This window comes from Aeromonas sp. 55A, from assembly GCF_051919665.1.
Classification (GTDB): Bacteria; Pseudomonadota; Gammaproteobacteria; order Enterobacterales; family Aeromonadaceae; genus Aeromonas; species Aeromonas veronii.
On sequence record NZ_JBQBEH010000001.1, the window covers coordinates 436,763 to 449,659 of the forward strand.

11 protein-coding genes and 3 tRNA genes are annotated in these 12,897 nt (G+C 56.1%); 10 read left to right on the top strand and 4 right to left on the bottom strand.

Going from position 1 to position 12,897, the window contains the following annotated elements:
* Nucleotides 1–62: 62 nt before the first annotated feature.
* The gene (gene clpA / locus ACTG2G_RS01995) at nucleotides 63–2,318 is read right to left on the bottom strand and encodes an ATP-dependent Clp protease ATP-binding subunit ClpA (protein WP_005337110.1); all 2,256 of its coding nucleotides are present in this window, start codon (nucleotides 2,316–2,318) and stop codon (nucleotides 63–65) included.
* A 59-nt stretch (nucleotides 2,319–2,377) separates the two neighbouring features.
* The gene (gene clpS, locus ACTG2G_RS02000; protein ID WP_005337111.1) at nucleotides 2,378–2,695 is read right to left on the bottom strand and encodes an ATP-dependent Clp protease adapter ClpS; all 318 of its coding nucleotides are present in this window, start codon (nucleotides 2,693–2,695) and stop codon (nucleotides 2,378–2,380) included.
* Nucleotides 2,696–2,924: 229 nt separating this feature from the next.
* On the opposite strand from clpS, the gene cspD reads away from it, so the two are divergent.
* A complete protein-coding gene (gene cspD, locus ACTG2G_RS02005; RefSeq protein ID WP_005300025.1) occupies nucleotides 2,925–3,143 on the top strand; it encodes a cold shock-like protein CspD in 219 nt (72 codons plus the stop codon).
* Between the two features lie 117 nt (nucleotides 3,144–3,260).
* Here cspD and folD read toward each other — a convergent pair whose 3' ends face one another.
* A complete protein-coding gene (folD, locus tag ACTG2G_RS02010; RefSeq protein WP_005337113.1) occupies nucleotides 3,261–4,115 on the bottom strand; it encodes a bifunctional methylenetetrahydrofolate dehydrogenase/methenyltetrahydrofolate cyclohydrolase FolD in 855 nt (284 codons plus the stop codon).
* Nucleotides 4,116–4,328: 213 nt separating this feature from the next.
* On the opposite strand from folD, the gene ACTG2G_RS02015 reads away from it, so the two are divergent.
* The 9 genes from ACTG2G_RS02015 to ACTG2G_RS02055 all read left to right on the top strand — a co-directional run bounded on the left by ACTG2G_RS02015 (nucleotide 4,329) and on the right by ACTG2G_RS02055 (nucleotide 11,472).
* A tRNA-Pro gene (locus ACTG2G_RS02015) sits at nucleotides 4,329–4,405 on the top strand.
* Between the two features lie 37 nt (nucleotides 4,406–4,442).
* Nucleotides 4,443–4,519: transfer RNA gene (locus ACTG2G_RS02020), tRNA-Arg, on the top strand.
* A 52-nt stretch (nucleotides 4,520–4,571) separates the two neighbouring features.
* Nucleotides 4,572–4,647 (top strand) — tRNA-His (locus ACTG2G_RS02025).
* A 315-nt stretch (nucleotides 4,648–4,962) separates the two neighbouring features.
* Nucleotides 4,963–5,673 (top strand): two-component system response regulator RstA, encoded by a 711-nt coding sequence (gene rstA, locus ACTG2G_RS02030; protein WP_021230547.1) that lies wholly within the window; start codon nucleotides 4,963–4,965, stop codon nucleotides 5,671–5,673.
* Nucleotides 5,674–5,694: 21 nt separating this feature from the next.
* Nucleotides 5,695–7,020, top strand: a complete 1,326-nt coding sequence (gene rstB / locus ACTG2G_RS02035) for a two-component system sensor histidine kinase RstB (protein ID WP_429204319.1) — start codon at nucleotides 5,695–5,697, stop codon at nucleotides 7,018–7,020.
* A gap of 54 nt (nucleotides 7,021–7,074) precedes the next feature.
* Nucleotides 7,075–7,257 (top strand): hypothetical protein, encoded by a 183-nt coding sequence (locus ACTG2G_RS02040; protein ID WP_005337116.1) that lies wholly within the window; start codon nucleotides 7,075–7,077, stop codon nucleotides 7,255–7,257.
* A gap of 151 nt (nucleotides 7,258–7,408) precedes the next feature.
* Nucleotides 7,409–9,958, top strand: coding sequence for a bifunctional lysylphosphatidylglycerol flippase/synthetase MprF (gene mprF / locus ACTG2G_RS02045; RefSeq protein WP_439985118.1), 2,550 nt, complete (start codon nucleotides 7,409–7,411; stop codon nucleotides 9,956–9,958).
* An 11-nt stretch (nucleotides 9,959–9,969) separates the two neighbouring features.
* Nucleotides 9,970–10,692, top strand: coding sequence for an AcvB/VirJ family lysyl-phosphatidylglycerol hydrolase (locus ACTG2G_RS02050; RefSeq protein WP_429204323.1), 723 nt, complete (start codon nucleotides 9,970–9,972; stop codon nucleotides 10,690–10,692).
* A 531-nt stretch (nucleotides 10,693–11,223) separates the two neighbouring features.
* On the top strand, nucleotides 11,224–11,472 hold the full coding sequence (locus tag ACTG2G_RS02055) for a hypothetical protein (protein WP_421387781.1): 249 nt from the start codon (nucleotides 11,224–11,226) through the stop codon (nucleotides 11,470–11,472).
* 168 nt (nucleotides 11,473–11,640) lie between these two features.
* On the opposite strand, the gene ACTG2G_RS02060 is transcribed toward ACTG2G_RS02055, so the two are convergent.
* Entirely contained in the window at nucleotides 11,641–12,891 is a 1,251-nt protein-coding gene (locus ACTG2G_RS02060) for a GGDEF domain-containing protein (RefSeq protein WP_421387783.1), read from the bottom strand.
* Nucleotides 12,892–12,897: the final 6 nt, after the last annotated feature.

Below are 12,897 nucleotides of genomic sequence, written 5' to 3' on the forward strand. Positions count from 1 at the left end.
AATTCAGCAAAAAACCCCAACCTTTCGGTTGGGGTTTTTTGTCGTTTTCTGATCACTGACGCTTAGTGGGAAACAGCTTCAACATTGACCTGAAAATCAAAGCTGAGGCTGTCATTTACCAACTCAACCTTCACAATTCCCCCGTCAACCAGTGAGCCGAACAGGATCTCGTTGGCCAAGGGTTTCTTGAGGTGCTCCTGGATTACCCGACCCATCGGTCTGGCGCCCATGGCTCTGTCATATCCCTTCTCTGCCAACCAGTGGCGGGCACGCTCGGACACCTCGAGAGAAACTCCCTTCGCATCCAGTTGAACCTGCAATTCGACAATGAACTTGTCGACCACCTGATGGATCACCGTCATATCGAGATGGTTGAACCAGATGGTGTGATCAAGCCGGTTACGAAACTCCGGACTGAAGGTCTTGTTGATCACCGCCATGGCATCGTGGCTCAAATCCTGTTGCTGGAAGCCAATCGATTTGCGCTGGGTCTCCTGCACACCGGCGTTGGTGGTCATTACCAGGATCACATTACGGAAATCTGCCTTGCGCCCGTTGTTATCGGTCAGGGTGCCGTTGTCCATCACCTGCAACAGCAGATTGAATACGTCCGGGTGAGCTTTCTCAATTTCGTCAAGCAACACAACGGAATGAGGATGCTTGATCACCGCATCAGTCAGCAGACCACCCTGCTCAAAACCAACATAGCCGGGAGGCGCACCAATCAGACGTGAGACGGTGTGACGTTCCATGTACTCGGACATATCAAAGCGCAGCATCTCGACACCCAATGCCTTGCCCAACTGCTGGGTCACCTCTGTTTTACCAACACCGGTAGGACCGGCAAACAGGAAGCAACCAACCGGACGACGCTCGTTGCCAAGTCCTGAACGAGAGAGGCGAATCGCATCGGTCAGCACCTCGATGGCTTTATCCTGACCAAAGACCACCATCTTCAGATTGCGTTCCAAGTTCTTCAGTACTTCTTTATCTGAAGAGGAGACTGATTTTTCCGGAATGCGGGCGATCTTGGCCACAATGGACTCAATTTCCTGCACATTGATCACTTTCTTGCGCTTGCTCGCAGGCAGCAACCGTTGACCGGCGCCCGCCTCGTCGATCACATCGATCGCCTTGTCGGGTAGGTGACGATCATTGATGTACTTGGCAGAGAGCTCGGCAGCTGCACGGATCGCCTTGGCGGTATAGCGTACGCCGTGGTGAGCTTCATAGCGACTCTTGAGCCCCATCAGGATGCGAGTGGTGTCATCGATAGTCGGCTCGACAATATCGATCTTCTGGAAGCGGCGGGCCAGCGCACGGTCTTTCTCGAAGATCTGGGCGTACTCCTGATAAGTGGTGGAGCCCACACAGCGGAGCAAACCATTGGATAGCAGCGGCTTGATCAGGTTAGCCGCATCCAGCTGACCACCGGATGCAGCACCGGCACCGATGATGGTATGGATCTCGTCGATAAAGAGGATGGCCCCTTCCTGACGCTCAATCTGCTTGAGCAGTACCTTGAGGCGCTTCTCGAAATCACCACGGTATTTAGTGCCCGCCAGCAGAGAACCCATATCCAGCGAATAGATGGTACTGCCCGCAATCACCTCGGGGACATCCCCCTTGACGATGCGATAGGCCAGACCTTCGGCAATGGCGGTTTTACCCACGCCCGCTTCACCCACCAGCAGCGGGTTGTTCTTGCGACGACGGCAGAGCACCTGAATGGTACGGTTGAGCTCCTGATCACGGCCAATCAGCGGATCGATGCGCCCTTCCAGCACCAGCTGGTTCAGGTTGGTGGCAAAGCTCTCGATCTGTGCGGCCGAGACATCATCATCAGACTCGGGATTGTTATTGCTGCCGAGATCCGGCTTGCTGTCCTTGCGCACCCCGTGGGAGAGGAAATTGACGACGTCGAGACGGCTGATCTCGGCTTTTTTCAGGAAATAGGCAGCTTGTGACTCCTGCTCACTGAAGATAGCGACCAGCACGTTGGCGCCGCTGACTTCGGTATTGCCGGAGGATTGCACATGGAAGACGGCACGCTGCAACACGCGCTGGAAGCCCAGTGTCGGCTGGGTTTCACGATCTTCATCATCGCGCGGTATGAGCGGAGTAGTTTGGGTGATGAATGCGCGGATCTCCTTGCGCATCTGCTCAACATCGGCACCACAAGAGCTCAGCGCCTCATGGGCTGAACTGTTATCCAGAAGGGCTAACAACAGGTGCTCGACGGTCATGAATTCGTGGCGCTCGTCACGGGCCAGTTTGAAAGCCTCGTTCAGCGTCTTTTCTAGATCTTTATTCAACATAGGCACCTCCCCTAGTACAGCTACAATGTGGTGTCACACTCGCCATCAAGTCATCAGATTCAAGCCTTTTCCATAGTACAGAGCAGTGGATGTTCGTTGTTACGTGCATAGGTGTTGACCTGGACAACCTTGGTTTCGGCGATCTCTGCGGTAAACATGCCGCAGACACCCTTACCACTATAATGCACACTCAGCATGACCTGAGTCGCCTTGTCCAAATCCATACCAAAGAACTTTTGCAGCACCTCCACCACAAACTCCATGGGCGTGTAGTCATCGTTGTTCAACACAACCTTATACATGGGTGGCGGCTGCAGCTTTGTTTTCTCTGCTTCTGCAATCTCTTCATTAGCAAAGAGTTCTTTCTGCTTGCTCATAATCGCGCTTTGGTACCTCTAGATTACTACCGTCTAACACAAGGTTGTCAATAGACTTGTTAACCAGATCACATCAGCTGTTAACAACTTCTTGACTCGCTCAAAAGTTAGACTAGATTGGTTACTTGCTAATCTGTGCCCGTCTGCTATGGGCCCATGTCCTTAGTTATAAAGGGCTGGCGCAGGTTACTCAACGACTTCTGGGTAATCAATAAAAGGATGTAGAAGTATGGCAACCGGCACAGTTAAGTGGTTTAACAACGCAAAAGGATTTGGGTTTATCTGTCCGGAAGGGGGCGGTGAGGATATCTTCGCTCACTACTCCACGATTCAAATGGAGGGCTACAAGACCCTGAAAGCGGGTCAGGCTGTCAATTTTGAACTGCAACAGGGGCCGAAAGGAAATCACGCCTCTGTGATTGTGCCAAACGAAGCACAAAATATGTAAATAACACCCGTTGGATAAATAAAAAACCGGTTCCTCTCTGAGCAACCGGTTTTTTATTGTCAGATTTCTGGCGAATCCTGCCTCCTCACGGGATCACAGGGTTATCACCAGCCATGATCAGTCGTGATATTCACTGCAGGCGATCAGGGTATTTTCCATCAGGCTGGCGACCGTCATCGGGCCCACGCCACCGGGTACCGGAGTAATGAAGGAGGCATGGCTGCGCGCCGTCTCAAACTCCACATCCCCGACCAGCGAGCCATCAGCCAAGCGATTGATGCCCACATCGATTACCAGTGCCCCCGGTTTGATCCACTCGCCAGGAATGAAGTTGGGCTTGCCGACCGCAACAACCAGCAGATCGGCACGGCGAACCTGCTCTTCCAGATCCCGGGTAAAGCGGTGACAGGTCGTGGTTGTGCAGCCAGCCAGCAACAATTCGAGGGTCATGGGACGCCCCACTATGTTGGACGCTCCCACCACGACCGCATGCAGACCGTGCGTCTTCACGCCGGTGGTCTCGATCAGCGTCATGATCCCTTTCGGAGTGCAGGGACGCAGCGCCGGAATACGTTGGGCCAGACGGCCGACGTTATACGGGTGAAATCCATCTACATCCTTGTCAGGCTGGATCCGCTCCAGCACCTGAGTGGTATCAAAGTGATCCGGCAACGGCAACTGAACCAGAATGCCATCTACGTGGCTATCCGCATTCAGCTGGTCGATCAACGCCAGCAGCTCTTCCTGACTGGCGGTTGCACTCAGATCATAGGAGCGGGAGAGAAACCCCACCTCCTCGCACGCCCGACGTTTGCTGCCGACATAGACCTGAGAGGCTGGATCTGCCCCCACCAGAATGACTGCCAGCCCAGGAGCCCGTTTCCCTGCCGCCAACCGCTGTTGGACTTGCGCCGCGACCTGGCTGCGAATCGTTTGCGCAACCTGTTTTCCATCTATGATTTTGGCAGACATCGTTCTCCACTCACCATGTGTTCAACTGCCGCGCATTGTCGCATTTTTTTAGCCGGGATGTTAGCAGCAGACGCACGCCATACCTGTAGCGGGCAATAAGTAGGCACTTGAATTTACTGGGGGAAAAAGTCGTTGACGCTGGCCCTTACGCTTGGCTATCATGCCCGCCCGTTGCCCAGTACGACTCATGTCGATATGCTGGTCAGGGATTTTCGGTGATTAGCGCAGTCCGGTAGCGCATCTGGTTTGGGACCAGAGGGTCAAAGGTTCGAATCCTTTATCACCGACCATGTTCATCGACTCGTCCTTAAGACGTGTTGATACAAAGCGCCCTTAGCTCAGTTGGATAGAGCAACGGCCTTCTAAGCCGTGGGTCGCAGGTTCGAATCCTGCAGGGCGCGCCATTGATGTTCCCCAATCCTTCTGGATTGGCGAGCGTTGATGAAAATTTCAGTGGTGGCTGTAGCTCAGTTGGTAGAGTCCCGGATTGTGATTCCGGTTGTCGTGGGTTCGAGCCCCATCAGCCACCCCATTATTCTGTCGATAATCGCCGCAAGGGGATGTCCATCGACTTGGTGAAGTGACCTTCTGGTCTGCTCCGCGAAAAACCGGCCTTGGCCGGTTTTTTGTTTTGCGCTCGACTGTGCCATGCCTTGTCTGCAAGGCCATCATCCTCCAGATCGATAAACGCGGCTCCGCCCATTTGTCACGATTCGCGCCTCCCCATCGATACACACAGCCACACTCCCCCACACATCAGCCTGCCCGGTTCTTTTTCTGTATTTCCCAAGCGCCATTGATATGCTGATCGCTCTTCTTTTCTCCTGCTTTCCGTTGGAGCTTTTCTATGCAACGCATTCTTTTTGTCGAAGATGATCCCGAGATTGGCCAGCTCATCAGCAGTTGGCTCGGTCGCCACGATATGGACGTGATCCTCGAGCCCAGAGGGGATATGGCGCTGGCCCGGGTCGAGGCCGAACAGCCCGATCTGGTGCTGCTCGATATCATGTTGCCGGGGCAGGATGGCATGTCCCTCTGTCGGGATCTGCGGCCGCGCTTCGACGGCCCCATCGTAATGCTCACCTCGCTGGATAGCGACATGAACCAGATCCTTAGTCTGGAGCTGGGCGCCAACGACTACATCCTCAAAACGACACCACCACCGGTGCTACTGGCCAGACTGAGGGTGCAATTTCGCCAGCACCAGCAAGCATCAACCCAACCGGCAGCCACCAGCAGCGTTCCCCAGCAACTGCAATTTGGTCGGCTGCGGGTGGATGGCCCGGGGCGAGATGTGCGACTCGATGGCGAGAGCATTGCTCTCTCGACCGCCGACTTTGATCTGCTGTGGGAGCTCGCCTGCCACGCGGGCCAAATCTTGAGTCGGGAAGCCCTCTTTCGCAGCTTGCGCGGCCGGGAGTACGACGGTCAGGATCGCAGCATGGATGTGGCCATCTCCCGCCTGCGCCGCAAACTGGGTGATAACCCCGACAACCCGACCCGGATCAAGACGGTGCGCCAGAAAGGCTACCTCTTCGTCCCCCACGCCTGGGAATAACCCTCTTTCGGGAGCACCGCCATGCGCCGTCTCTTTATCCAATTCTATCTGTTGCTGATCGGCTGCTTCACCCTGGCCATCCTGCTGGTTGGCGTGGTCTATCAGGTGACCGCCGAACGGGCGGGTGATCGCTATCTCGAACGCATGATGCAGGGCTCTCTTGGCCTGTTGACCGGCGAGTTGGCAAGAACCCCGCCAGAGCGCTGGCCCGATCGACTGGCCGAGCAGAGCAGTCAGTTTACCCTCCCCCTCAAGATCGGCGAGCTGGTGCGCCAGCCCTTGGCCAGCGAGGATCAGGCCTTTCTGGCTGCCGGCAACATTGTCATCGTCGAGGAGGATGACACCTTCCTGCAGCGCATCCCCGATACTGACCGGGTGCTGATTGTCGGCCCTGTACCCTACCTCTCCTACCTGCATGAGCTGCACTGGGTCGATGTGGGGCTGCTGCTGGTGATCGGCCTATCCCTCGGCCTGCCCATTCTGCTCTGGTTGCGTCCCCACTGGCACGGATTGCAGCAGTTGGAGCAAACCGCACGTCGCGTAGGCGATGGGGATCTCTCCTGCCGAACCAATCTGCCACCGGGCAGCAGTCTGGCCCGGGTGGGACGCACCTTCGATCAAATGGCGACCCAATTGCAGGCCATGATTGCCAGCCGCAAGCAACTGACCGATGCCATCGCCCACGAGTTGCGCACCCCGCTGGTCCGGTTGCGCTATCGGCTTGCCATGCTCGATCCTGCCCCTGCCGAACAGGAGCAGCAGGCGCTGGAGCGAGATCTGGGAGCGCTGGACGCCCTGATCGAAGAGATGCTCACCTACGCCAAGCTGGACAGGCCGGAGCTACCGTTGCAGCGCGACGAGCTGGAGCTCAGTCACTGGGCACAAGCGCATCTTGGCGACTGGCAAGCGCTGGCCCCCGAGAAGAGGCTCACCCTCGATCTGCCGCCACGTCACATGCCCTGGTGCGGCGATCAGCGTCTGCTGACGCGCGCGGTGGAGAACCTCATCGGCAATGCTCTGCGCTACGCCGAGAGCGAGGTTACCCTCTCCATCTCGCGGCTTCAGGAGAACTATCTGCTGGAGGTGAGCGACGATGGACCGGGGATCGATCCGGCGCTGGCGCCCCAGATCTTCGAACCGTTCGTGCGCCTTGATCAGAGCCGGGATCGTCGCACCGGCGGCACCGGGTTGGGACTGGCCATCGTGCGCAGCATTGCCCGTCATCACGGGGGGGATGTGGCGTTGCTGGCCAGTGACCACGGCGCCCGCGTCTGCCTCACCCTGCCTGTACATTTGGATACAAACCGTCACCAACCGATCACTGAAGGGCCGCTGCAACCGTCATAGGATGACTGTCATGGAGAACGCTCCATAACATCAACCCGAATAAGGAAATTGAACATGAAAAAGATCATTCCCCTGACCCTGGCAGCCGTCTTCGCCCTCACTTCCGGTTTCACCATGGCGGCCACCCCGACCAAGACAGCCACACCGCAGGCGACCCAGACCAAAGTGGTGAAAAAACACCATAAAGCCACCCACGCCAAGACCCCTGCCGTCAAAGTCGCGCCGAAAACCAAGTGATCCAAGCGGTCACTTGATAGCACCAAGGGAGGCTGACGCCTCCCTTTCCATCTCTTCCCGAAATTTTCCTGACGAGCGCCTCCCTCGTCCAAACCGGATCCACGACCCGGCTCCCTTTGCGGGAAACGGTCAATGACCACAGGAACATGGCATGTGGCGTCATCTGCTTAAATGGCTCGGCCCCTTGTGCAGCTTGCTGCTGCTCGGCACCGCACTGACCGTGCTGTATCACCTGACTCAGGCATGGCACTGGCACGATATTCGTGTGGCCATCTGGTCCCAACCCCTGCAGAGACTGGCGGGCGCCCTGTTGCTGACCCTGCTCAGTTATGGTTGCCTCTGCAGCTATGACATGCTGGCGCTCCATGCGCTGGGCAAACGCCTTCCCTGGCAACAGGTCAGCATCACCTCCTTTATCGCCTACACCTTCTCCAACACCCTGGGATTTGCCCTGCTGACCGGCACCTCGGTACGCTATCGCCTCTACTCTGCACTGGGGCTCGCCACCGGAGAAGTGGCCCGCGTGGTGCTGTTCTGCTCCATCACCTTTTTCCTCGGCCTGTTGGCGTGGGGAGGTGGCGCCCTACTGACCTGCGATGTATCACAGTTGCTGCCTGACTGGCCGCAATGGGCAGATACCCTGCTCAGGCTAGCGGGCGTCATGGCGCTGCTGTTGGTGGCCTGCTACCTCTGCTGGCCCGCCCCACGTCTCTCCTGGCGAATACACACCCTGACCCTGCTGGGCTTTCGGATACGTCTGTTGCAACTGTTGGCCGCGCTGGCCGACTGGATGGCCGCCGCAGCAGTGCTGTTTGTGCTGTTGCCTGCCGATAGCGTCCCCTACCCTGTGCTGCTCAGTGCCTTCGTGCTGGCCAGCTTCCTCGGGGTACTGGCCCACGTGCCGGGCGGGATCGGGGTGTTCGAAGCGAGCATGAGCCTGCTGCTGGCTCACTACCTGCCAACCGACAAGCTGCTCGCCTCGCTGCTGCTCTACCGCTGCATCTATTATCTGCTTCCCTTTCTCTGTGCCCTGCTGCTCTTTACCAGTCAGGAGATGCTGCAACAAAAAGCGCGCTGGCAGCGGCTACAGGGGCTGATGAGCGCAGTGCGCGAATTTCTTCCCGCCCTTATCAGCATGGGCACCTTCGCCGCCGGCAGCCTGCTGCTCTGCTCGGGGATGATCCCGACCATGCGCAGCCACATCGAAGTGTGGCTGCAGGTGTTGCCGCTCCACCTGCTCGAGCTCTCCCACGTGCTCGGCAGCGTAAGCGGTGTCCTCCTGATCCTGCTGGCGCGCAGTCTCTACCGCCGTCACGACGCCGCGTTTCGCATCACCCAGCTGCTGCTGGCTCTGGGGATCGCCTTCTCCCTGCTCAAGGGGGGGGACTGGGAGTCCGCCCTGCTGCTCGGCAGCTTCCTGCTCATCATGACTCCCTGCCGCTCTCTTTTCTATCGCAAGGGGTCGCTGCTCTATCCCCAGTACACTCCGGGCTGGCTCATTTCAGTCGGCGCCGTGCTGCTGGGAGCCCTGTGGCTACTGCTCTTCTCCTACCGTCAGGTGGAGTATGACCACGCCCTCTGGTTCCACTTCTCACCCCACGGCGGAGCTGCCCGCGGCCTGCGCGCCATGGGGAGCGTGGTGGCCGTACTGGCCGTTGCCGGGGTTGCCCAGCTGCTCGCACCGCTGCGGGTAGTCGGTGAAAAGCCGGACAAGGAGATGCTGACGCGCGCTCACGAGCTGGTGGTGTGCGAAGGGGGGATCCACGGCTATCTGGCCCAGTTGCAGGACAAGTCCCTGCTGTTCCACCCCGCAGGCGACGCCTTCCTGATGTATGGCATCGAGGGCAACAGCTGGATTGTGATGGGGGATCCCGTCGGTCGCCCCGAGCAGATCGAAGAGCTGCTCTGGCAATTTCGCGAGCGGTGCGACGAGCACGACGCCAATCCGGTCTTTTATCAGGTCTCGGCCCGCTATCTGCCGCTCTATCTGGAGCTGGGGTTGATCCCCTTCAAGCTCGGTGAAGAGGCGATGGTCGATCTGGCTACCTTCGATCTGGCGGGCAGCCGGCTGCGCAACCTGCGCCAGAGCCACGCCAAGGGCAAACGGGAAGGGTTGACCTTCGAGGTGGTCGAGGCAAGCGCCGTGGCCCCCCTTCTACCCAGATTGCAGACCGTCTCCGATACCTGGCTGCAGAGCAAGATGGGCAAGGAGAAGGGCTTCTCGGTCGGCCGTTTCGAGCCTGACTACCTGACCTTGAGTCCGGCTGCGCTGGTGTGGCATGAGGGGCAGATCGTCGGCTTTGCCAACCTCTGGGTGAGCGATAACAAGGAGATGCTCTCCATCGATCTGATGCGCTACAGCCTGGATACCGGCACCGCCCCCATCATGGATTTTCTCTTTGTCGAGCTGCTGCTGTGGGGTAAGGCGCAGGGGTACGCCAGCTTCAATCTGGGGATGGCCCCCATGTCCGGCTTCAACGATCATCCGCTCAACAGCTACTGGGCCCGCCTTGGCAATACCCTGTTCGTCCGTGGCAGCCGTTTTTACAACTTTCAGGGGCTCAGACGCTACAAGGAGAAATTTTCGCCCCGCTGGGAACCCCGCTACCTGCTCTGCAGCAGCAAGCTGGTACTGCCCAGAACCCTGACTCACCTGATCACCCTGATTAGCCGCGGCCCGCTGGGGCTGCTCAAGAAATAGGAGCATGGCCAATGAGAGCCTTGATATTGCTGTTACTCAGTCTCGTACTGCCCGTTTCATCTTTTGCGGCGCACGCCGCCCCGGTCAAGGATGACCTGAGCCTGATTGAGCTGCCGGTCAAGCAGCCATCCGACGCCCCCATGGTGGTGTTTCTCAGCGGCGATGGCGGCTGGGCGGCCCTCGACAAGGGGTTGAGCGCCCAGTTTCAGCTGCACGGCCTGCCGGTCGTGGGCTGGAGCTCCCTCACCTACTACTGGAAGAAGAAAACCCCGGAGCAGGTGACCGCCGATCTGGAGCGGATCCTCGATGATTACCAGACTCGCTGGCAGCGCCCCCGCTGGCTGCTGGTCGGCTTCTCGTTTGGTGCCGAGATTGTCCCCTTCGTCATCAACCGGTTGCCGGAGCACTATCGTCAGGGGCTGGTCGGGGCCGTGATGCTCTCCCCCTCCACCAGCTCGGACTTCGAGATCCACGTCAGCGATATGCTGACCCACAAGGCCCGCAGCTACCCGACCGAACCGCAGGTGAAGACCATCCGCGATCTGCCGATGCTCTGCCTGCAAGGTGCCGATGATGATGACGGCGACCGCCTCTGCCCCCGTCTCAACCAACCCAACGTCACCAGCGTCACCCTGCCGGGAGGACACCATTTTGACGATAACTACCCCCAGCTCTATCAGGCCATCACCAAGCATCTGAACCTGCCCCCGGATCCGCTGACTGTGGAGCATTAACCGGTATCACCACGGTATGCCTTTCAAGTGCCGAGCAGAGCAAATCAGCGAGCAATGAAAAGGGCCTCTCTTTCGAGAGGCCCTTTTACTGAATTGGGCGGAAACTTTAAAAGGATCGACCAATGGGTTGGCCGTGGCGTCAAGGTCACCGAGGCATTTCACTGCGATTGCCCAAGCGGCTTAGCCAGATGCAGCGCTATTAAGAATGAAGATTTGCATTCCTATGCCAGCAACCACGCGGGGATTGCGCCAGAAAGCAAAAAGCCCTGATGTTTCCATCGGGGCTTTGCAATGTGGCGGTGAGGGAGGGATTCGAACCCTCACTCTCGCATGTCAACGCACAAATATAACCTTCAATGTCTTACGTAACATCTAATAGCTGTGAAAGCAGCTTGTTTGTCTCAGGTAATTGTTATGATACTCATGATACCTTTATAGCGATAAATAATGAATTGTCAACCGCATGGATGGTGGCAATTTTAACTGCGTTGTCGCTCCCATCTGAATGATGAAGAACTATTGAGGTATCTTATGAACGCGGCATCGTCAGTTACAGCCATGACCTTCTATGCCGATGGCCGTGCCAGTTATGACATTCAGTATCTGACCCGAGACGAGATCAGCGCCGATGTGTTGCGCCAATATGAGCGCTACCTTAGCCTGATCCAGAGTGACAGTACCGAACTGCTCAGCTCGGCACCGGAGCACAGCACTCCTGCACTGCCAGCAGTTGAATTATCGAACACGCCCAATCGCATTACGCGAATTGCATTGCAATAAAAATCCAATTCCTCTTCATCACTTGGAATATTAGTCATAGAGTGAGCCTCGTATTAGGAGCATAACCGTTAGTAGAAACTCCATCTCAGATAACAGTCAAAGTACCGAGACTCCGGCATGTCTCCATGGAGTCTTCAGTAAAAAAATCATAAATTTAAATATATTAACTCAATGGCAGTCCACTATTTTATAGCCATTCCTACCGCTATTCTTGGCCTGATACAAAGCTTGGTCGGCTCGTTCACACAGCGCCTCTAACGTGGATCCCGGTTGCCAGAGTGCAATACCGAGGCTAACAGTCACATGGGGAGCCGTGGTTGATTGCGCATGGGGTAACTGGAGTTTCTGCATCTGCTCACAGATCCGCTGCGCCACGATGGCGGCTCCGTCGGCATCGGCATCTTCCAGAAAGACAATGAACTCCTCACCACCATAACGCCCCACCATATCGACATCCTCGCGCACACAAGATTGCAGGCAACAAGCGACTTGTTGTAGACAACGATCCCCAGCCGGATGACCATAGTGATCATTATATTTCTTGAAGTGATCGACATCGAGCATCAAAATGGCAGCACTGCTTGTTTCTGATTTTTTCCGCAGCAATTTATTACTCACCCGGGAGAAGAACGCCTGCCGGTTAGGAATTGACAATAGTGAATCCAGATTCAACGAGTGGATCAATTTTTCCGTCAATTTGAAGTTGTTGAACTCCACCTCGGCAATAAATCCGATAGTCCGGCGCACAGCATAAAATACAGCACCTATAAATGTCATCAAGAAACCGATGATAACCGCATTCATTAGCCAGCCATCCCAGCGACTATCCAGTAGCTGGTTGACAACCAGACATAACAACATAGCAATGCTAAAATAGGGGATAACCAGCATGGCGCCGATATAGGTCAATGGTATCAACACCACCAATGCTGGTTCGATGGAGCGAATATAGCTCAACTCATAAATAACTTGATGATGATAGAACGATAAGATCACCAACCAAACCATAGTTACGACATAGGTGTAGACAATAAATCGCCTCTGGAACTGCTTATTCACATACAGCGCCGTTCTTGCTCGATTAAGACAAAATACCGGGAATATCAAAAACAACAAAAACACCCCTGTAATAACGACCGTCAAATAGAGGTAATGGATCTTGCTTTCGAGGCCACCGAATATTTTTACATCGAATCCAGCATAATCAAACACCGACAGATAGATCATCCTGAACAGGGTCACCGTCAGCACGGCGGCATTAGTTACGACAAAAAACAACATCCCCTTGTGGGACATGTCTGACACATGTCTGGCTAGAAAATCCTTATGCTGCAGTGATACATCATCCGATAAAATCTGGGAGGATATCAACAAAGCATCGGCTTTTTTCAATGCGTTTAGGATTGAATTTTTACCCATATATTC

Coding starts and splice junctions, on each gene's coding strand:
- clpS (WP_005337111.1), bottom strand. CDS start 2,695: ATGAGCAAGCAGAAAGAACTCTTTGCTAATGAAGAGATTGCAGAAGCA.
- mprF (WP_439985118.1), top strand. CDS start 7,409: ATGTGGCGTCATCTGCTTAAATGGCTCGGCCCCTTGTGCAGCTTGCTG.
- ACTG2G_RS02055 (WP_421387781.1), top strand. CDS start 11,224: ATGAACGCGGCATCGTCAGTTACAGCCATGACCTTCTATGCCGATGGC.
- ACTG2G_RS02040 (WP_005337116.1), top strand. CDS start 7,075: ATGAAAAAGATCATTCCCCTGACCCTGGCAGCCGTCTTCGCCCTCACT.
- cspD (WP_005300025.1), top strand. CDS start 2,925: ATGGCAACCGGCACAGTTAAGTGGTTTAACAACGCAAAAGGATTTGGG.
- folD (WP_005337113.1), bottom strand. CDS start 4,115: ATGTCTGCCAAAATCATAGATGGAAAACAGGTTGCGCAAACGATTCGC.
- rstA (WP_021230547.1), top strand. CDS start 4,963: ATGCAACGCATTCTTTTTGTCGAAGATGATCCCGAGATTGGCCAGCTC.
- rstB (WP_429204319.1), top strand. CDS start 5,695: ATGCGCCGTCTCTTTATCCAATTCTATCTGTTGCTGATCGGCTGCTTC.
- clpA (WP_005337110.1), bottom strand. CDS start 2,318: ATGTTGAATAAAGATCTAGAAAAGACGCTGAACGAGGCTTTCAAACTG.
- ACTG2G_RS02050 (WP_429204323.1), top strand. CDS start 9,970: ATGAGAGCCTTGATATTGCTGTTACTCAGTCTCGTACTGCCCGTTTCA.
- ACTG2G_RS02060 (WP_421387783.1), bottom strand. CDS start 12,891: ATGGGTAAAAATTCAATCCTAAACGCATTGAAAAAAGCCGATGCTTTG.